17 protein-coding genes, 2 tRNA genes and 1 riboswitch are annotated in these 19,662 nt (G+C 67.7%); all 19 genes read left to right on the top strand.

Annotated features, from left to right (window positions below):
* Positions 1 to 270 precede the first annotated feature (270 nt).
* The 19 genes from ACFRJ8_RS04445 to ACFRJ8_RS04355 all read left to right on the top strand — a co-directional run bounded on the left by ACFRJ8_RS04445 (position 271) and on the right by ACFRJ8_RS04355 (position 19,546).
* Positions 271 to 3,564, top strand: a complete 3,294-nt coding sequence (locus tag ACFRJ8_RS04445) for an Rne/Rng family ribonuclease (RefSeq protein ID WP_377984944.1) — start codon at positions 271 to 273, stop codon at positions 3,562 to 3,564.
* Positions 3,565 to 3,659: 95 nt separating this feature from the next.
* Positions 3,660 to 3,757, top strand: a riboswitch (TPP riboswitch).
* Positions 3,740 to 5,422, top strand: a complete 1,683-nt coding sequence (locus ACFRJ8_RS04440; protein WP_377984942.1) for a bifunctional hydroxymethylpyrimidine kinase/phosphomethylpyrimidine kinase — start codon at positions 3,740 to 3,742, stop codon at positions 5,420 to 5,422. (Overlaps the previous riboswitch by 18 nt.)
* 403 nt (positions 5,423 to 5,825) lie before the next feature.
* On the top strand, positions 5,826 to 6,134 hold the full coding sequence (gene rplU / locus ACFRJ8_RS04435) for a 50S ribosomal protein L21 (protein WP_018773353.1): 309 nt from the start codon (positions 5,826 to 5,828) through the stop codon (positions 6,132 to 6,134).
* Between the two features lie 61 nt (positions 6,135 to 6,195).
* Entirely contained in the window at positions 6,196 to 6,459 is a 264-nt protein-coding gene (gene rpmA / locus ACFRJ8_RS04430; RefSeq protein ID WP_069952019.1) for a 50S ribosomal protein L27, read from the top strand.
* A gap of 117 nt (positions 6,460 to 6,576) precedes the next feature.
* The gene (gene obgE / locus ACFRJ8_RS04425; RefSeq protein ID WP_377984940.1) at positions 6,577 to 8,166 is read left to right on the top strand and encodes a GTPase ObgE; all 1,590 of its coding nucleotides are present in this window, start codon (positions 6,577 to 6,579) and stop codon (positions 8,164 to 8,166) included.
* On the top strand, positions 8,156 to 9,328 hold the full coding sequence (gene proB / locus ACFRJ8_RS04420; RefSeq protein WP_377984938.1) for a glutamate 5-kinase: 1,173 nt from the start codon (positions 8,156 to 8,158) through the stop codon (positions 9,326 to 9,328). The genes obgE and proB overlap by 11 nt, the downstream gene beginning before the upstream one ends.
* 26 nt (positions 9,329 to 9,354) lie before the next feature.
* The gene (locus ACFRJ8_RS04415) at positions 9,355 to 10,731 is read left to right on the top strand and encodes a glutamate-5-semialdehyde dehydrogenase (protein WP_377984937.1); all 1,377 of its coding nucleotides are present in this window, start codon (positions 9,355 to 9,357) and stop codon (positions 10,729 to 10,731) included.
* An 80-nt stretch (positions 10,732 to 10,811) separates the two neighbouring features.
* The gene (locus ACFRJ8_RS04410) at positions 10,812 to 11,051 is read left to right on the top strand and encodes a hypothetical protein (RefSeq protein WP_377984935.1); all 240 of its coding nucleotides are present in this window, start codon (positions 10,812 to 10,814) and stop codon (positions 11,049 to 11,051) included.
* 55 nt (positions 11,052 to 11,106) lie between these two features.
* On the top strand, positions 11,107 to 11,790 hold the full coding sequence (gene nadD / locus ACFRJ8_RS04405; RefSeq protein WP_377985183.1) for a nicotinate-nucleotide adenylyltransferase: 684 nt from the start codon (positions 11,107 to 11,109) through the stop codon (positions 11,788 to 11,790).
* Between the two features lie 7 nt (positions 11,791 to 11,797).
* Positions 11,798 to 13,042, top strand: a complete 1,245-nt coding sequence (locus tag ACFRJ8_RS04400; protein ID WP_377984933.1) for a hypothetical protein — start codon at positions 11,798 to 11,800, stop codon at positions 13,040 to 13,042.
* A gap of 152 nt (positions 13,043 to 13,194) precedes the next feature.
* Positions 13,195 to 13,596, top strand: a complete 402-nt coding sequence (rsfS, locus tag ACFRJ8_RS04395) for a ribosome silencing factor (RefSeq protein ID WP_277525625.1) — start codon at positions 13,195 to 13,197, stop codon at positions 13,594 to 13,596.
* Positions 13,597 to 13,750: 154 nt separating this feature from the next.
* A tRNA-Ala gene (locus ACFRJ8_RS04390) sits at positions 13,751 to 13,823 on the top strand.
* A gap of 188 nt (positions 13,824 to 14,011) precedes the next feature.
* Positions 14,012 to 14,087: transfer RNA gene (locus tag ACFRJ8_RS04385), tRNA-Ala, on the top strand.
* A gap of 220 nt (positions 14,088 to 14,307) precedes the next feature.
* Positions 14,308 to 15,129, top strand: coding sequence for an amino acid ABC transporter substrate-binding protein (locus ACFRJ8_RS04380; protein WP_377984932.1), 822 nt, complete (start codon positions 14,308 to 14,310; stop codon positions 15,127 to 15,129).
* A 36-nt stretch (positions 15,130 to 15,165) separates the two neighbouring features.
* Positions 15,166 to 15,831 carry an amino acid ABC transporter permease gene (locus tag ACFRJ8_RS04375; protein WP_377984931.1) on the top strand — a complete coding sequence of 222 codons (666 nt, stop codon included), beginning with the start codon at positions 15,166 to 15,168 and terminating at the stop codon, positions 15,829 to 15,831.
* Positions 15,818 to 16,669, top strand: a complete 852-nt coding sequence (locus tag ACFRJ8_RS04370) for an amino acid ABC transporter ATP-binding protein (protein ID WP_377984930.1) — start codon at positions 15,818 to 15,820, stop codon at positions 16,667 to 16,669. Before ACFRJ8_RS04375 ends, ACFRJ8_RS04370 begins: the two co-directional genes overlap by 14 nt.
* Before the next feature lie 53 nt (positions 16,670 to 16,722).
* Entirely contained in the window at positions 16,723 to 17,088 is a 366-nt protein-coding gene (locus ACFRJ8_RS04365; RefSeq protein ID WP_377984928.1) for a zinc ribbon domain-containing protein YjdM, read from the top strand.
* Between the two features lie 49 nt (positions 17,089 to 17,137).
* Complete coding sequence (locus tag ACFRJ8_RS04360) at positions 17,138 to 18,286, top strand: NAD(P)-binding domain-containing protein (protein ID WP_377984927.1); 1,149 nt, start codon at positions 17,138 to 17,140, stop codon at positions 18,284 to 18,286.
* A 99-nt stretch (positions 18,287 to 18,385) separates the two neighbouring features.
* On the top strand, positions 18,386 to 19,546 hold the full coding sequence (locus ACFRJ8_RS04355; RefSeq protein ID WP_377984925.1) for a class I SAM-dependent methyltransferase: 1,161 nt from the start codon (positions 18,386 to 18,388) through the stop codon (positions 19,544 to 19,546).
* Positions 19,547 to 19,662: the final 116 nt, after the last annotated feature.

The raw sequence follows: 19,662 nt of genomic DNA, 5'->3' as shown, positions 1-19,662 counted from the left end.
TTGTTTCAAGACCGCCAATGATGAGCAGGGAGCTGCGGATCCTCTGATTCCAGCTGTCCCGCAATGCCATTGGACGGCACCTGGTTGTGGCATGTAGGTCAACGGGTTCCAAAACAATCTCGCCGGCCCTCCAGGGCTGCCGCACCCCACTGCCGGTGCGAACCTGAGGGTATCCAATTGACTTCTGTCAATGCCTGCGGGTGTTGACGCATATTTGCCCCAACGGGCGCCGAATGTGGCGGCGCATCAGGGGCAGGAGTGTCGCCACATATGGATAATGACCAGGTTGTAGCCGGTAACGAAGAACTAGTAGTCGCCGGGGAAGCAGGAACTGCGGAAGCAGAGGCCCCGGTAGCACCGAAGAGGGCAGTCCGGACCCGCCGGAAGGCGCCCGTCGCAAAGGTCAACGGCGCGGCCGCCGCGGAGGCTGTGGCTGAAGCCGCGGCCCTGGCGGACGCAGCCGGCTCGGATGAGCCCGTCGCTGGCCGCCGCAAAGCAGCCCGCGTCGAAGCCGCCTCAGAAGCCGTTGTACCCGAAACAGCTGCCCCCGAAGCCGCCGAAACTCCGGCAAAGGCGCCCGCACGGCGCACCCGTGCCCGCAAGCCTGTTGCCGCGCCGGAGCAGTTGCCTGCCTTCGCCGCAGAGTCCGGAGCCAACGCGTCCGCCGCGGCAGAGGCTCCCGAGGCAGCCCCCGGTTCCGACGAAGCCGCCATCGCAGAGAAGGCGGCCGAGAAAGTCGCAGAGAATGCCGCCGAGACAGTCACAGAGGAAGTCGCAGAGAAGCCGGTCCGCCGCCGCGCCAGCCGCGCCAAGGTAGCTCCGAAAGCCGACGACGTACCCGCAGTAGCGGTCCCGGCCGAAGAAGCCGAACCGGCGGAAGCCGTAGCCGCCCAGCCCGCGGAAGCCCAGCCCGCCCAGGCCCGGATCGAAGAAGCCCAGCCCGAAGAGCCGGAAGCCCGGCCCGAAGAAAGCCCGGCGGCGTCGCTGTTCATGGAACCCGGTGCCCTCACTTCCGTGATCTTCCAGGCCCCCGACCTCAGCACCGTGGTGCGTCCGGTCCCCGTTGCCGCGGCCGCAGCGGAGTCCGAGGAGGAAGAAGGTGACGAGGATGAGGACGCTGGAAGCCGCCGTCGGCGCCGGAGCCGCGGCCGTCGCGGGCGTACCCGCACGTCCGCCGAGTCCGACACCGAGGCCGAAGGCACTGCCGAAGGCTCTGAGGAAGAAGGCGACGAAGGCTCCGAAGGTACCCTCGAAGACGGCGTGACCTCGCGCCGCCGCCGCCGCCGTCGCCGCGGTGACCAGGACCTGGAACTGACCGGCGGGGAAGGCGACGACCCGCCCAACACGGTGACCCGCGTCCGTGCGCCCCGGGCCATGGCAGAGGCGCCGGTCAACAACCGCGTCACGTCCGTCAAGGGTTCCACCCGCCTGGAAGCCAAGAAGCAGCGCCGCCGCGAATCCCGCGATACCGGCCGCCGCCGCACCGTCATCACCGAGGCCGAGTTCCTGGCCCGCCGCGAGTCCGTGGACCGCCAGATGATCGTCCGCCAGCGCGACGACAGAATCCAGATCGGTGTCCTCGAAGACGGCGTCCTGGCCGAGCACTTCGTGTCCAAGACCCAGCAGGATTCCCTGATTGGCAACGTCTACCTGGGCAAGGTCCAGAACGTGTTGCCCTCCATGGAAGCCGCATTCGTGGACATCGGCCGCGGCCGCAACGCCGTGCTCTACGCCGGCGAAGTGAACTGGGAGTCCGTCAACCTCGAAGGCAAGCAGCGCCGGATCGAGAACGCGCTGAAGTCCGGCGACTCCGTGTTGGTCCAGGTCACCAAGGACCCGGTCGGCCACAAGGGCGCCCGCCTCACCAGCCAGATCTCGCTGCCCGGCCGCTACCTCGTGTACGTGCCCGGCGGTTCCATGACCGGCATCTCCCGCAAGCTGCCCGACGTCGAACGCAACCGCCTCAAGCGCATCCTCAAGGACCGCCTGCCCGAGGACGCGGGCGTCATTGTCCGCACCGCGGCCGAGGGCGCCTCCGAGGAAGAGCTGACGCACGACATCAACCGCCTCCGCGCACAGTGGGAGGGCATCGAGAGCCAGTCGACATCCACCAAGATCCTCGCCCCCGAGCTGCTCTACGGCGAACCTGACCTCACCATCAAGGTGGTCCGCGACGTCTTCAACGAGGACTTCTCCAAGCTGATCGTCTCCGGCGAGGAAGCCTGGGACACCATCGAGGCCTACGTCACCTACGTGGCACCGGACCTCGTGGGCCGGCTTGAGAAGTGGACCAAGGACACGGACATCTTCGCTGCCTGGCGCATCGACGAGCAGATCCACAAGGCCCTGGACCGGAAGGTCTTCCTGCCCTCCGGCGGCTCCCTCGTGATCGACCGCACCGAAGCCATGACCGTGGTGGACGTCAACACCGGCAAGTTCACCGGCTCCGGCGGCAACCTCGAGGAAACCGTCACCAAGAACAACCTGGAAGCGGCCGAGGAAGTGGTCCGGCAGCTGCGCCTGCGCGACATTGGCGGCATCATCGTGATCGACTTCATCGACATGGTGCTCGAATCCAACCGCGACCTCGTGCTGCGCCGCATGGTGGAGTGCCTGGGCCGGGACCGGACCAAGCACCAGGTGGCCGAGGTGACCTCGCTGGGCCTCGTGCAGATGACCCGCAAGCGGATGGGCACCGGGCTGCTGGAAGTCTTTGGCGAACAGTGCGAGACCTGCGCGGGCCGCGGCATCGTCACGCACGACGAGCCGGTGGAACACCGCCGCGCCAACACGGTGGCCGCGGAGCACTACGTGCCGCGCACCGAGGCCCAGCCGGCTGCCCGTACGGAGCGCAAGAGCCGTCGCCGCGGCAGGGGAGGCCAGGGCCCGGAGACGGCGCCGGCCGCCCCCGCCGCCGTCCACGCCGAGCCCACCGAGGCCGAACGCCACGCCAAGGCTGAAGCCACCCGTGCCGCGCTGGCGAACATCGCCGCCGCTGCGCACGCCGCGCACCTGCACGACGGGGAGGCCGCCGCTGCCAGCGACGCCGGGGCCCGCCAGGCCGCCGTCGACGCCGTCACACAGCTCGCTGCCGCGGAAGAGGCAGCCGGACGTCCCGCGACCGTGCTGACGTTTGGCGGTGAGCAGGTGGCCCTGCCCTTCGTCGAGCACGCCGAGGGCACGCCGGAACCGGCCCTGACCCTGGACCTGCTGACCGAGGCTTTTGCCAACCTGGGCGACGCCGAGGCTGGCAAGCAGGACGAGCTGCAGGCCCCGGCCACCGAAGCACCCGAGGCACCCGCAGCCGTGCGGGCTGCGGAGGCTCCCGCCTCGGGGGCAGCGGACACCACCACTCGTGGCCGCCGCGGGCGCCGCAACCGGAGCGCCAGCCGCGCCCAGGGCGCTGCGAACGAGACCTCCGTGGAGCACCGCGAGGCGACACGGCCGGCAGCGGCCGGATCGGTTCACGAGGCCAAGGCGCCCGCCGCGGCCAGGCCGGCCTCCGTCCCGGCCGGCAACGAGCCGATCATCCTCGGCGTCGGCGTACCGGCGTCGGAGCTGTAGTCCTCCGCGACTGATCGCTTCCCCGACCGGTCACTTCGACTGGCCGGGCCCGCTGCTGCGTTAACGGACCAGCCCGGTGGCAACGGCTAGGCTGGAACACTGACACGGGGTGCCGCGCATCGGGCCGGCTGAGATCCAGACCCGTTGAACCTGTCCGGTTAGCACCGGCGAAGGGATGTCTGACTTGTCCGCGAGACCGAACCCGTCCGAGTTTCTGCCCAGCGACTTTCTGCTCTCCAAGCCCTCCCACCCGTCGCCGGCCACGCCGCTGCGCATTCCCCGGGTGCTGGCCATCGCCGGGTCCGACCCGTCCGGCGGGGCCGGGATCCAGGCCGACCTGAAGAGCATCGCGGCGAACGGCGGCTACGGCATGGCCGCCATCACGGCCCTGACAGCGCAGAATACCCAGGGCGTGCGCGGCGTCCACGTGCCCCCGGCCGCGTTCCTCACCGCCCAGCTGGACGCCATCAGCGACGACATCGGCATCGACGCCGTCAAGATCGGCATGCTCGGCGACGCGGCGGTGATCGACGCCGTCCGCAGCTGGCTGGAAAAGGTGCGCCCCGCCGTCGTGGTCCTGGACCCGGTGATGGTGGCCACCAGCGGTGACCGGCTGCTGCAGGAATCGGCCGAGGCCGCCCTGCAGGCACTCCTGCCGCTGGCGGACCTCATCACGCCGAACCTCGCCGAACTTGGCATCCTGCTCAGGGAGCCCGCCGCGGCCGACTGGGCTGAGGCCCTGGCCCAGGGCAAGCGGCTGGCCGCCCTGACCGGCACCACCGTGCTGGTCAAGGGCGGTCACCTCCAGGGCGGACAATCAGGGGACGGGCCCGACGACGGCGGATCTGTCGACGGCGATGCCGGGAACGATGCCGGCGCCGGCTGCCCGGATGCGCTGGTCAACACCGGTGGCCTGCTCGGCACCGAAACGGTGGTGGTGCCGGGGGAGCGGATCGCCACGCGCAACAGCCACGGCACCGGCTGCTCCCTGTCCTCGGCCATGGCCACCGTGCAGGCCCGGCTGGGGGACTGGGAAGCGGCGTTGCGGGAGGTGAAGCCGTGGCTGCTGGGTGCGCTCCGTGAGGCCGCGGTCCTGGACGTCGGCTCCGGCAACGGCCCGGTCCATCACTTCCACCACATGCAGCGCCCCACAGACGGCCTGCCCGGCCAGGCCAGCCAGCACGGCCCCGCCGCCCACGGTCCGGCCGAAGGCGAGTTCGCCGCAGCCCTGCGCGCAGGGGCCGCGGACGATCTTGACGCCATCTACGCCCTGGACTTCGTCCGTGGACTGGCCGACGGGACTTTGCCCGAGCGCGAGTTCGCCTACTACCTCGCCCAGGACGCCATCTACCTCAACGGCTACTCCCGGGTCCTGGCCCGTACCGCGGCGATCGCCCCCACCGAGGCCGAGCAGCTGTTCTGGGCCCGTTCGGCGCAGACATGCCTGGAGGTCGAGTCAGAGCTGCACCGGTCCTGGCTTAGCACCCGACCCACGGCGCCCACCCTGGGCCCGGTGACGAAGTCCTACGTGGACCACCTGCTGGCCGCCTCGGTGTCCGGCAGCTACGGGGTCCTCGTGGCGGCAGCCCTGCCGTGCTTCTGGCTCTACGCCGAGGTCGGTTCCACCCTGCACCGGGAGTTCCTTGCCGGCGGCGCCCCCGTGGCACACCCGTACGCCGACTGGCTGCGGACGTACGCCGATGAGGACTTCGCCGCCGCGACCCGGCAGGCCATCGCGTATACAGACACTGCGGCACGACGGGCATCCGAGAGCGAACGGGAGGCCATGGCACTGGCATTCCGGCAGTCGTCAGGCTACGAAGTGGCCTTCTTCGACGCGCCGCGGCTGTACGCCTGACACAACCTGCCCCGCACAGCGGCTACGATAGTGGGGCACGGTTCCGGAAGTCGTTGCGGCAGCACAGCATCTAGACAGTCGAGATCACGGTCAAGAACATTGACATGATCTTTGCTGCAAGACGTTGTGGCGCCTATCACGGACTATCCGCCGGAACCAGCCTCATTTGCGGCCGAAGGCAAAATTAGCGTATTCTAGATCTTCGGTGCTTACGCCAACACTTGGGTTATGACCCTGTGAACAGCCTGCTTGGAATTCCAAGTGGATTTGTTCCGGGGGTAGCTCATGGGTTCCCCCGGGGAATCCACCGGCGTTGAGGCACAGCGTGAGCCGGTCCATACAATTTGGTTCCAGGTTCCGCACGCAAATCTAGTAATAAACGTCGAGAGAAGTGAGTTCCCCAGTGGTGTACGCGATTGTCCGCGCAGGCGGCCGCCAAGAGAAGGTTTCCGTTGGAGACTTCGTTACCCTGAACCGCGTCCCCGGTGGAGCCGGCAGCACCTTTGAGTTGCCCGCACTGCTCCTGGTGGACGGTGACAAAGTCACGTCTGCTGCTGCGGACCTGGCCAAGGTAACGGTTACGGCTGAGATCCTCGAAGACCTTCGTGGTCCGAAGATCGTCATCCAGAAGTTCAAGAACAAGACCGGTTACAAGAAGCGCCAGGGTCACCGTCAGGAATTGACCAAGGTCAAGATCACCGGTATCAAGTAACTCTTCGTTACCGTTCAGGTTCCAGCAGATTCCCCAGAATTTTTGAAGGCAGGCATTCCAAATGGCACATAAAAAAGGCGCGAGTTCCACTCGCAACGGTCGTGACTCCAACGCCCAGTACCTCGGCGTCAAGCGCTTCGGTGGCCAGGTAGTTTCCGCAGGCGAGATCATCGTTCGCCAGCGTGGCACCCACTTCCACCCGGGCGCCGGCGTCGGCCGCGGCGGGGACGACACCCTGTTCGCCCTGGCCCCCGGTGCTGTCGAGTTCGGCACCCGCCGTGGTCGCCGCGTTGTGAACATCGTGGCTGCTGCAGCTGCAGAGTAGCAATAAGTTCTAAATCGGTGGGGCGGGCCATTAGGTCCGCTCCACCGGTGTTTTAACCGCATTACAATCATCTTGGGCCCCTTTGTGGGTCCGGGGAACAGCACTGAGGAGATCCACGTGGCGAGCTTTGTAGACCGGGTAGTACTGCACGTATCCGGCGGTACCGGCGGCCACGGCTGTGTCTCCGTTCACCGCGAGAAGTTCAAGCCCCTCGGTGGTCCCGACGGCGGTAACGGCGGCAACGGCGGCGACGTCATCCTGCGCGTCGACCCCCAGACCACTACCTTGCTCGACTACCACCACGCGCCCCACCGGCACGCCACCAACGGCGGCCCCGGCATGGGTGACTGGCGCGGCGGCAAGAACGGCGAAACCCTGATCCTTCCGGTGCCCGTGGGCACCGTGGTGAAGTCCAAGTCCGGCGAAGTCATCGCCGACCTCGTGGCCGAAGGCGACGAATACATCGCCGCCGCCGGCGGCATCGGGGGCCTCGGCAACGCGTCCCTGTCCTCCCAGAAGCGCCGCGCGCCCGGCTTCGCGCTGCTCGGCATCGAGGGCGAATCCAGCGACGTCGTCCTTGAACTGAAGTCCATCGCGGACATCGCCCTGGTCGGCTTCCCCTCCGCGGGCAAATCCAGCCTCATCGCCGCCATGTCCGCCGCCCGGCCCAAGATCGCCGACTACCCCTTCACCACCCTCATCCCGAACCTGGGCGTCGTCCAGGCCGGTGAAGTCCGCTTCACCATTGCCGACGTCCCCGGCCTGATCGAGGGTGCCAGCGAAGGCAAGGGCCTCGGCCACCACTTCCTGCGCCACGTCGAGCGCTGCGCCGCCCTGGTCCACGTGCTGGACTGCGGCACGCTCGAATCCGACCGCGATCCGCTCTCCGACCTCGCCATCATCGAGGCCGAGCTGGAGAAGTACGCCGTGGACATGAGCTACAGCGGATCCGACGGCGAAGTGGTTCCGCTGAACCACCGCCCCCGCCTGGTGGCCCTGAACAAGGTGGACCTTCCCGACGGCAAGGACATGGCCGAGTTCGTCCGCCCCGAACTGGAATCCCGCGGCTACAAGGTCTTCGAAATCTCCGCGACGAGCCACGAAGGACTCCGCCAGCTCGGCTTCGCCATGGCCGAAATCGTCCAGGCCGCCCGCGACGCCGTCGCCGCGACCCCGCCGAAGGTGGCGGCCCCCGTGCTGCGCCCCCGCGCCGTCAACGAGACCGGCTTCACCATCCGCCGCGAAGAGAAGAACCTCGAACCGCTCTTCCGCGTCCTCGGCGACAAGCCCGTGCGTTGGGTCAAGCAGACCGACTTCACCAACGAGGAAGCCATCGGCTACCTCGCCGACCGCCTGGCCAAGCTCGGCGTGGAAAACGAACTGTTCAAGCAGGGCGCCGTGCCGGGCGACACGGTGGTCATCGGCGAGGACGACGGCGTCGTCTTCGACTGGGAGCCGACCATGATGGCCGGCGCCGAGCTGCTCGCCTCACCGCGCGGCACCGACGTGCGCTTCGCCGACATCGGCGACCGCCCGACGCGTGGCCAGAAGCGCGACGAGCAGCAGGAACGCCGCGACGCCAAGGCCGCCGCCCGCGCCGAGCTCGAGGCGGAACGCAAGGCCGGCATCTGGACCGAGTCCGTCAGTGGACGCCGTGCGCGGCAGCCGCTCAAGGAGAGTGGACTGGGCGCAACAGATGACGAGTAAGACCGTCATCGAGCACCGGTCGCAGCCCCTCAAGGCCCACACCCTCATCGCCCCGGACCGCTCCGCGCTGTCCGGGGCGCGCCGGATTGTCGTCAAGGTGGGCTCGTCCTCGCTGACGTCCATCAAGGGCGGGATCTCCGAAGAGGCCCTGACCGCCCTCGCCGACGCCCTGGCGCACAAGCGTAACGCCGGCACAGAGATCATCCTGGTGTCCTCCGGCGCCATCGCCGCTGGCCTCGCCCCGCTTGGACTCGAGAAGCGTCCCCGCGACCTCGCCACCCAGCAGGCCGCCGCCAGTGTGGGCCAGGGCCTGCTGATGGCCCGGTACACCCACGCCTTCGGCGCGCACGGGGTCACCGTCAGCCAGGTGCTGCTGACCGCGGAAGACCTCGTGCGCCGCAGCCAGCACACCAACGCGTTCCGCGCGCTGAACCGGCTAATGAACCTCGGCGTCGTCCCCGTGGTCAATGAAAACGACACCGTGGCCACCCACGAAATCCGCTTTGGCGACAACGACCGGCTCGCGGCCTTGGTGGCCCACTTGGTCCGCGCCGACGCACTCCTGCTGCTGTCCGACGTCGACTCCCTGTACGACGGCCCGCCGTCGCACGGCGCCAAACGGATTGCGCACGTCTCCGGCCCGCACGATCTCGACGGCGTCTCAATCGGCAGCACCGGCAAAGCCGGCGTGGGCACGGGCGGCATGGCCACCAAAGTCGAAGCCGCCAGCATGGCCGCCGGGTCCGGCATCCACGCCCTGGTCACGTCTACGCCCAATGCGGCTGCCGCACTGGCCGGCGAGGACGTGGGCACCTGGTTCTCCGTCAATGGCGCGCGCAAGCCGATCCGGCTCCTGTGGCTGGCCCACCTGGCGTCCGTGCAGGGCACCCTGGTGCTCGACGACGGCGCGGTCAAGGCCGTCCGCGACCGCCGCACCTCGCTGCTGCCGGCCGGGATCGCCGAGGTGAAGGGCCACTTCGAAGCCGGCGACGCCGTGGAGATGGTGTCCGTCGACAACACGTTGATCGCCCGCGGGCTGGTCAACTATTCCGCCGCCGAGCTGCCCCAAATGCTGGGCCGCTCCACGCGGGAACTCGGCGAGGCGCTGGGCCGCGGATATGACCGCGAAGTTGTTCATGTTGATGACCTGGTGCTGGTCTAGGTCCACTCGACGCCTAAACTGGAAGCATGACTGAGGCCCTGACTTCCGCCACCGCGCCCACCGACACTGCCACCACTGGCACTCCCGTTCCCGCACAGGGCTACGCCGGTGAGCCGGATCCGGCAGGGACGCCGGCCACAGCAACGGACATCGAAGCCGCCGTCCACGCGATCGCTGACCGCTCACGCCACGCTGCCCGCAAGATGGCGCACGCCAACCGGGCCTGGAAGGACCGGGGTCTGCGCGCCATCGGCAAGGCGCTGGTGGAACACAAGCACCAGGTCCTGGCCGCCAACGCCAAGGACGTCGCGGCCGGCCGGGCCGCTGGCACCAGCGCCGCCCTGCTGGACCGCTTGACGCTGACCGAGTCACGCATCACGGCCCTCGCCGCGGCCCTCGAAAACCTCGCCACCTTGCCCGATCCCGTAGGAAACGTGGTGCGGGGGCAGACCCTCCCCAACGGGCTGCGCCTGCGCCAGATCAACGTGCCCATGGGGGTGGTGGCCGCGATCTATGAGGCCCGCCCGAACGTCACGGTCGACATTGCCGGCCTGGCCCTCAAGAGCGGCAACGCCGTCATCCTGCGCGGCGGATCCGCCGCCGCTGCCACCAACGCCGCCCTGATCACCATCCTGAGGGATGCCTTGGAATCGGTGGGCCTGCCCGCCGACGCCGTCCAGACCGTGGACCAGTACGGCCGCGACGGCGCCAACGCCCTCATGCGGGCCCGCGGCCGCGTGGACGTGCTCATTCCCCGCGGCGGGCGCGACCTGATCCAGGCCGTGGTGACGAACTCCGCCGTACCGGTCATCGAGACCGGCGAGGGCAACGTCCACATCTACGTTGATGCCTCCGCCGGCGAGGAAATGGCCGTAGACATCCTCCTGAACGCCAAAACCCAGCGGCCCAGCGTCTGCAACACCGTCGAAACGCTCCTGGTGCACTCCAAGTCCACCGTCCTTCCCGCCGTCGCCGCGGCACTGCGGGCAGCCGGGGTCACCCTGCATGTGGACCAGCGCATCCGCGCCGCACTGCCGGCGTCGATCCAGACCGTGCCGGCCACGGACGAAGACTGGGCCACCGAATATATGGACCTGGACTTGGCGGTGGCCATGGTGGACAGCCTGGACGAGGCCGTCAGCCACATCCGGAAGTGGACCACCGGCCACACCGAGGCGATCCTGACCAACGACCTCGCCAATGCCGAACGCTTCATCGCCGAGGTCGATTCGGCCGCCGTGATCGTGAACGCCTCCACCCGCTTCACCGACGGCGGCGAGCTCGGCCTCGGCGCCGAGGTGGGCATTTCCACCCAGAAACTGCATGCCCGCGGCCCCATGGGACTCACGGAGCTCACCACCACGAAGTGGATCGTGCAGGGCGAGGGCCAGATCCGGGGCTAGCAACGCTGTAACATGGAACGGAAGACCGGAACGGCGGGCACCTCCGCCGTCGTCAAATTTTAAACTCACTAGGGGAGAACATGCTGTCGCAGCAGATCGCCACTTTCGTCGCCGCCGTCGGCGAATCGGGCCACGAGGAACTCGCACCGCTCATTGCACCGCCGTTTGTCATTGGCGGCTCCATGTTCCTTATTCTGGTAATCCTGCTGCTGATCACGCTGTCCTACTCCAACCTGGGCAGGCGCCACGCGGCCGTCGAGGAGCACTCGGATCCGCACCGCCAGCACCCGAACAAGCACGATCACGGCCAAGGTCACTAATATTTCCGCCCCCGTGAAGCAGCGCGGCGCCCAGCGCCGCCTGCGTCTGGGTGTGATGGGCGGCACGTTCGATCCCATCCATCACGGACACCTTGTCGCGGCCAGTGAGGTCGCGGCTAAGTTCGACCTCGATGAAGTCGTGTTTGTGCCCACCGGCCAGCCTTGGCAGAAGTCGGCCAAGAAGGTCAGCGAAGCCGAGCACCGGTATCTCATGACAGTCATCGCTACAGCCTCCAACCCTCGCTTCACCGTGAGCAGGGTGGACGTGGACCGTCCGGGACCGACCTACACGATCGACACGCTCCGTGACCTGCACACCCTGCGACCGGACGCCGACCTGTTCTTCATTACCGGCGCGGACGCCCTGGCCCAGATTTTGTCGTGGAAAGACATCGACGAACTCTGGTCCCTGGCGCACTTCGTGGGTGTGACCCGGCCAGGCCACGTCCTGGACGGCATGGGCCGCAAAGACGTCAGCCTCCTGGAGGTCCCGGCCATGGCCATCTCCTCCACGGACTGCCGCACGAGGGTGGCCGAAGGCAACCCTGTCTGGTATCTCGTTCCGGATGGGGTGGTTCAGTACATCGCCAAGTACGGCCTGTACCACAGCAGCACCGAACCGGTTCGCCTTGTTACCGAACACGCCGAGGCCGCCAACACCGGAAACGGCGCCTCAGGGGTTGCCCCCGCACAGCACGATCCCACCTTCGAGATAACCCAACCAGCCAGCACTGAATGAGTTTGCCATGAGTCAGGAACAGCCTCCCATCCGCAGCCGCCGCGAACTGCGGCAGGCCAGAGATGAACGTCTGGACACTCCGGGACCGGGCGAGCCGACCGAGGCCGAAATCACCGGCCGGCGTCGGGTCCCCGACGCTCCGGTGGACTCTGTGCGTGGCGCTGCCGAGCGGTCCTCCCAGGTCCGGGCCCGGGACCGTGCCGCACTGCGCACCATCAAGGAACTCGCCGAGAAGGAAGGCCAGCTGGCCGGGGGAGGGCCGCCCACCCGGCGCCAGCTGCGGCTCTTGGAGCTGGCTACCGAAACCGCCCCTGCCACCCAGGCCAACACGATCGTGCCGGTGTCGCCGCGGACCCGTGCCACCCCGATGGTTGCCCCGGCTCAGAAGGACGCCGGCTTAAAAGACGCGGCTCAGAAGGATGCCGCCCCGAAGGATACGGCCCCGAAGGGCGCGGCCCCGTCAGCCGCCCCGGCGCCCGAGGCTCCCGCAGCGGACGGTGCAGGACCCGGCGGGAAGACGCCCGAGGGCATGACCGTGGAGCAGGCTCTGGCCGCCCGCGAGCTCCTTGCGGAGCAGGCTAAGAACCAAGTGGCCAAGATGGAGCACATCGCGGCCACGGATCCCGACGCCGTCGATCCTGCCGTCCTGGCCGAGCAGATCGCCCTGGCGGAGCGCGCCGCGGTGCTGAACCGTCGCGCGGCCGCCAAGCAGAAGCTCGCAGAACAAAACAGCCAGCCGGCGGCGCCCCGCAACGATCCGACCACGGCCAACAACCTGGCCATGGTCACCCCCTTGGAATTTGAGAAGGTTCCCGGCGTGGAGCGGCCCGTCATGAAGCGCCCTGCCACGTCGTATGTTCCGGTGGTCACCAACCCGGGTCCCCGGCTGGATGCGCCACGGAAACCCGGCCTGCGTCGGCCGGGCTTGTCCCGCCAGCGGCCCGCAGCTCCGGCTACGGGTTCTGCCGCTGGCAGGGCAGGCGTCCTGGCCCGGGCAGAGGCAGCCGCCAAGGCCGGAACGGCACGGCCGGCAAACGCCGCGGCGAATTCCGTGGGGGAGAATGACGAGCACTTGGTGGGCGGGGAGCCCGTGGCCGCGAATTCGGCCTACGGACTGGAACCCCTGGATGCCGCTACCGCCGGGCTGGGCCGGGCGCGGCGCCTGCGCATGCTCCAGCTCGGCGTCCTGGCCCTGGGGATCGTCGCGCTCATCGCCGGCATCACGCTGATCGTCACCGGGCTGGCCCGCTAGGCCGGCGGCCGTCCACGTCACTAAAAAACGGCACCGGGACTAAGAACCAGCACCGCGACGATTCGGCCCTCTTTTCACCGTAGCGTTCGCCCCACAGTTTTCATTTCAAGAATTTTTCATCACCATAGATTTTCATCACTACAAGGAGTCCCGTGACTGCAACCGATTCATCCATCACTACCGCCCGCCATGCAGCCCGCGCTGCCTCGGAGAAGCTTGCCGAGGACATCGTGGCCCTGGATGTCAGCGAACGGCTGGCCCTGGCTGACGTCTTCCTGATCGCCTCGGCCCCGAGCGAACGCCAGGTCAACGCGATCGTGGACGGCATCGAGGACGAACTTGCCAAGTTTGACCAGAAGCCCGTCCGCCGCGAGGGCCGCTCCGGCGGTCGCTGGGTCCTGCTGGACTACTCCAACGTCGTCATCCACGTCCAGCACGAGGAAGACCGCATCTTCTACGCCCTCGAACGCCTGTGGAAGGACTGCCCCGTCGTCGATCTGCAGCTGGGCGACGACGCCTCCGCCAAGGCTTCCGCCGGTACCGACACGGAGTAGCAATCCGCGCAGCGGCCACGCCCATTGGGGCGAATATGCCCGATTTGGAATTTTCCGAAGGGCTGGTCTAAGATATTTGAGTTGCTTCGGAGAGATCCGGACAAAGAACCGGAACTTTGCAGGTCGGTAGACATGCTCGGAGCAGCGAAAATTCGGGGCTGTGGCGCAGCTGGTAGCGCACCTGCATGGCATGCAGGGGGTCAGGGGTTCGAGTCCCCTCAGCTCCACCGGATAATCCGCCGGAATCGAAAGATTCCGGCGGATTTTTTTCTGCCCGGATCCAGACTGCGGGACTGTGTCAACGATGCGTGCGGCGAGCGAATTCACCGGCCGGCGCGCCGATTGGCGCAAGTGGCGATTGTGGTTTAAGCTAATCAGGTTGCTTGCGGGACGTTGATCCGTCCCCAGGAAATTCGGGGCTGTGGCGCAGCTGGTAGCGCACCTGCATGGCATGCAGGGGGTCAGGGGTTCGAGTCCCCTCAGCTCCACCAGAAAGGGAATCACCGTCAGACGGTGGTTCCCTTTTTCGTACCCTCCGCTCGTGTGCCGCACGTCAAAACGTGCTTCCGTCAAGACGGTCTCACGGCCGGACGTCACAAACTGTCATTTAAGCTCTCCACCCTGAGCTGGACCTTGCTATCGTCGCTAGGAGACAGGCCGCAACGCGGCTCAGCTGGAAGGCCATTTCCGGCTCGACGACTAAGGACCATCATGAAGCGCACACGACTTTCCGTTATCGGCCTCATTGCTGCAGCAGGACTCGCCCTGGCAGGCTGCGGCTCCGCGTCCACCACTCCGGCCAGCTCGGCGCCGGCAGCCGGTGCGGACACGTCCCTGAGCGACGTCAAGAGCGCGGGCGTGCTCAAGGTCGGCACGGAAGGCACCTACAAGCCGTTCACGTTCCACGCCAACGGCAGCGGTGAGCTGACCGGCTACGACGTAGAGATCATCAACGCCGTCGCCGCGAAGCTGGGCGTCAAGCCGGCCTTCCAGGAGACGCAGTTCGACGCCATCTTCGCCGGCCTGGACGCCAAGCGGTTCGACGTCGTCGCCAACCAGGTTTCCATCACGGACGAACGCAAGGCCAAGTACGATTTCTCCACCCCCTACACGGTGAGCACCGGCGTCATCGTCACCAAGGCTGACGACAACAACATCACGTCCTTCGACAGCTTGAAGGGCAAGACCACGGCACAGTCCCTGACCAGCAACTGGTACAAATTGGCGCAGCAGAGCGGCGCGAACGTCGAGGCCGTGGAGGGATGGGCGCAGGCCATCACGCTGCTGAAGCAGGGCCGGGTCGATGCGACCATCAACGACAAGCTGACCTACCTGGACTACCAGAAGACCGACCACGACGCCGCCATCAAGATTGCCGCCGAGACCACTGACAAGTCGCTGAGCGCCTTCGCCCTGCGCAAGGGATCGACCAGCCTGACCGACGCCATCAACAAGGCCCTCGGTGAGCTGGCGGCCGACGGTACCCTGACGAAGATCTCCCAGAAGTACTTCGACGCCGACGTCTCGAAGTAGGCCTGTGAAAGCCGCCGAGAAAGGCCGCGTCCGGGCATGAGCATCAACTGGGAACTCGTGTGGTCATCGCTGGGCCCCCTCCTGATAGGGGCAATCACCGGCACTATTCCCTTGGCGCTGGCCTCGTTCAGCCTGGGCCTTCTGCTGGCCCTGGTGGTGGCCCTCATGCGGCTGAGCCGCAATCGCGCGGTCTCTGCGGTGGCCCGGACCTACATCTCTGTCATCCGCGGAACCCCGCTCCTGGTCCAGCTGTTCGTCATCTTCTATGGGCTGCCGTCCGTCGGAGTCACCATCAGCCCCTGGCCCAGCGCCATCATCGCGTTCTCCCTGAACGTCGGCGGGTATGCCGCGGAGGTCATCCGCGCGGCCATCCTGTCCGTCCCCAAGGGGCAGTGGGAGGCCGGCCACACCATCGGGATGTCGCGCCACCAGACCTTGGTGCGGATCATCCTGCCGCAGGCGGCGCGGGTCTCGGTCCCGCCGCTGTCCAACACCTTCATCAGCCTGGTCAAAGACACCTCGCTGGCGTCGCTGATCCTCGTCACCGAACTGTTCCGCGTGGCGCAGCAGGTGGCCGCCTTCAGCCAGGAATTCATGCTGCTATATCTGGAGGCGGCCGTGATCTACTGGATCATCTGCCTCGTCCTCGCCAGCGGGCAGTCCGCCCTGGAGAAGAGATTGGACCGCTATGTCGCCCACTGAACTCCCGCCCCCTGAACGGCATCCTTCCGACCCCCTTGAGCCTCCGCCCCTTGGGGTTCCGGTCCCGGACGCCGCTGTCCCGGAAGCCGCCCTGCTGACCGTCACCGGCCTGCGCAAGGCGTTCGGCCAGCACGAAGTGCTGAAATCCATCGACCTCGAGGTCCGCCGCGGCGAAGTGGTCACGTTGATCGGGCCGTCCGGATCAGGCAAGACGACGGTCCTCCGGTGCCTGAACGGCCTCGAAATGCCCGACGCCGGCGTCGCTGAGTTCGCGGGGCAACTGACGGTCGACTTCTCCAACCCGGTGGCGAAGAAGCAGGTGCTCGCCTTGCGGGACCGCAGCGCCATGGTGTTCCAGCACTACAACCTCTTCCCGCACAAGACCGTCCTGGAGAACGTGATCGAGGGCCCGGTCCAGGTGCAGAGGCGGCCCAAGGCTGAGGCGATCCAGGCGGCCAAGGAGTTGCTGGCCCGGGTCGGCCTGGCCGGCAAGGAGGACAGTTACCCCTTTGAGCTCTCCGGCGGCCAGCAGCAGCGTGTCGGCATTGTGCGTGCCCTCGCCCTGCGCCCGCAGCTGCTGCTCTTCGACGAGCCCACCTCGGCGCTGGACCCGGAACTCGTGGGTGAGGTCCTGACTGTCATCAAGGAACTCGCGGACGAGGGCTGGACCATGGTGGTGGTCACTCACGAGCTCGCGTTCGCCCGCCAGGTGGCCGACGAAGTCATCTTCATGGACGGCGGCGTGGTGGTCGAACGCGGCCACCCCGACACCGTGCTGCGGGACCCGCGGGAAGAACGCACGCGGCAGTTCGTGGACCGCCTGCTGAACCCGTTCTAGGGCGCCCCGCCGGCGGCGACCGGCGGGCAACGGCGGCGACTAGACTTGGACGGGTGAACGACAGCCTGCCCCCGTGCCCCGAATGCTCCAGCGAATACACCTATGAAATGGGGGCGCTCCTGGTCTGCCCGGAGTGCGCGCACGAATGGTCCGCGTCCGCGCAGAATGACGCAGACGCCGACGCCGATACAGGCGCAGCCGCCGTCATCAAGGACGCGGTGGGCAACGTCCTCGCCGACGGCGACACGGTCACGGTTGTCAAGGACCTCAAAATCAAGGGCAGCTCGACGGTCATCAAGGTCGGCACCAAGGTCCGCGGCATCCGCCTGGTCAACGGTGTTGGCGACCACGACATCGACTGCAAGGTGGACGGCGTGGGCCCCATGCAGCTCAAGTCCAGCGTCGTCAAAAAGATCTGAGCAGGGCCGGATCTTGACTGGCCGGATCCTGACTGTGGAGACAGCGACTGTGGAGTCGGCACGCCTGGCCGACGTCGTGGTGGTCGGCGCCGGGCAGGCGGGGCTGTCGGCGGCCTACCACCTTCAGCGCCGCGGATTTGTCCCGGCGGGCTTGGCCGCGGCCGGCGCCGAAGGGGCCGCAGCAAAAGGACCGGCAGCAGCTGAGGACCGGCCTGCGGGGACGTACATCGTGCTGGACGCCGAGGACGGGCCAGGCGGGGCCTGGCGTCACCGCTGGAAGAGCCTGCTCATGGCCACTGTGAACGGCATCAGCGACCTCCCGGGAATCCCGCAGCCCGACGTGGATCCCGCCGAGGCCAGCTCCAGCTTCCTCACCCGCTATTTCGGCGGGTACGAACACGACCTCGGTCTCGCGATCGAACGGCCGGTGAAGGTGCAGTCGGTGACCCGGGAAGACGATGATCCCGCCGGACGGTTGAACATCACCACCTCCCGCGGCAGGTTTTCTGCCCGCGCCGTGATCAACGCGACCGGCACCTGGACACGGCCGTTCTGGCCCATCTATCCGGGCAAGGCCAGCTTCCGCGGCCGCCAACTACACGTCGCCGACTACGTCTCCGCCGACGAATTCCGCGGCCAGCATGTCATTGTGGTCGGCGGCGGGATCTCGGCCGTCGGGCTGCTCGATGAGATCTCCAAGGTCACCAGCACCACCTGGTTCACGCGCCGGGTGCCTCTCTGGCGCGAGGCCGCCTTCGACCGGCAGGCGGGCCACGACGCCGTCGCCCTCGTTGAGGAGCGGGTGCGCCAAGGCCTCCCGCCGCAGAGCGTGGTCTCCGTGACGGGCCTGATCTGGACCCCGGCCCTGCGCGCCGCCGCAGCGCGCGGCGTCCTGGACCGGCACCCCATGTTCTCCGCGATTGAGCCCGACGGCGTCCGGATGGCAGACGGCAGTTTCCTGGCCGCCGGGGTCATCCTGTGGGCCACGGGATTCCGGGCCGAACTCGAACACCTCGCCCCGTTGCACCTGCGCGGACCCGGCGGTGGCATCGCGATGGACGGCACCCAGGTCGCGGACGAGCCACGGGTCCACCTCGTGGGTTACGGGCCGTCCTCGTCCACCATCGGCGCCAACCGTGCCGGCCGGGCCGCCGTGGCGGGAATCGTCAAACTGCTGGCCCGGACCGGTATAACGTAAAACGTAAACACAGCAGTGCAGCACTAGGGGAGGGCGGACACTCCTGCCCCACACCCAGCCCATTACCCAAGCCCGAGAAGAAACGGCGGCCTAACGCGCGTGGCGGACAACAGCTTCGAATCCCTCTTTGCCCGGCTGAGAAGGTTCCCGGACGTCGAGGCCGCCAACCTGCAGGCCTGGGACGCCACGGACAAACTCTTACTGGAAGCGGCCCTTGAGATGCACGCGGCCGGAATGCTCGCGCCCGGAACGCGGCTCGCGGTGGTGGGGGACCGGTATGGTGCCCTGACCCTCGGTGCCCTAACTCTCGGGCCAGGGGCAGTCGGGGCGGACGCCGTCCGGGTCCACCAGGACCTCATCACCGGTGAACGGGCCCTGCGGGCGAACGCCGAGGCCTTGGGCGTCGACGCCGGCTTCGAGCACCACGCGTTGGGCGCCGGCCTGCTGGAGGGCGCCTCCCTGGTCTTGCTCCAATTGCCCCGGTCCCTGGCCGAACTTGAGGAAATCGCCGACGCCGTGGCCCGCTACGCGGCGCCCGACGTCGTGCTGCTGGCGGGCGGCCGCGTCAAACACATGAGCCTGGGCATGAATGCCGTGCTGGCGCGCTACTTCGACCATGTCCAGCCCCAGCTGGCCCGGCAGAAATCACGGCTGCTGCTGGCCCGGGGCCCCAAGCCGGTCCCGGCCGAGCCGCCGTACCCGGTCACGGAGATAAATGACGAACTCGGCCTCACCGTCTGCGCACGCGGCGCCGTCTTCGCCGGCACCGGCCTGGACATCGGGACCAGGTTCCTGCTGGACTTCCTGCCCCGGATGCCGCACGCCACCCACGCCGTCGACCTGGGCTGCGGCACCGGAATCCTCGCGGCGATGTACGCCCGCGCCAACCCCGACGCCCGCGTCACCGCCACCGACCGGTCTGCGGCCGCCGTCGACTCTGCCCTCGCCACCGCCCGCGCGAACGGCCTGGACGGGCGGATCGAGGTGCTCCAGGACGACGCCATGAGCTCCCTGCCGGACGCCAGCGCGGCCCTGGTCCTGCTCAACCCGCCCTTCCATCTGGAAGCGGCCGTCCATTCGGGCGCGGGGATCAAGCTGATCGAAGCGGCCGGCCGGGTGCTCACCCCGGGCGGGGAACTCTGGACTGTGTTCAACAGCCATCTGCACTACCGGCCGGCGCTCGAACGCCTGATCGGGCCCACCCGCGAGGTCGGCAGGAATCCGAAGTTCACCGTCACGGCAAGCACCCGGCGCCCATAGCGGGAGAAACATAGTGTCTGAAAAGCGCAGGTGTGGGCGCACGCCTGCACGTAACGTACGATTCTGACAACTGCTGTGCGTGGCCAAAGACGTTTAGAGGTAACAGTGACCGAGTT

The sequence above is a fragment of the Arthrobacter sp. NPDC056886 genome (assembly GCF_042788715.1).
In the GTDB taxonomy this organism is placed as follows: domain Bacteria; phylum Actinomycetota; class Actinomycetes; order Actinomycetales; family Micrococcaceae; genus Arthrobacter.
Note: the sequence above shows the minus strand (reverse complement) of the source record. Positions and strands in the feature narration are given on the sequence as shown.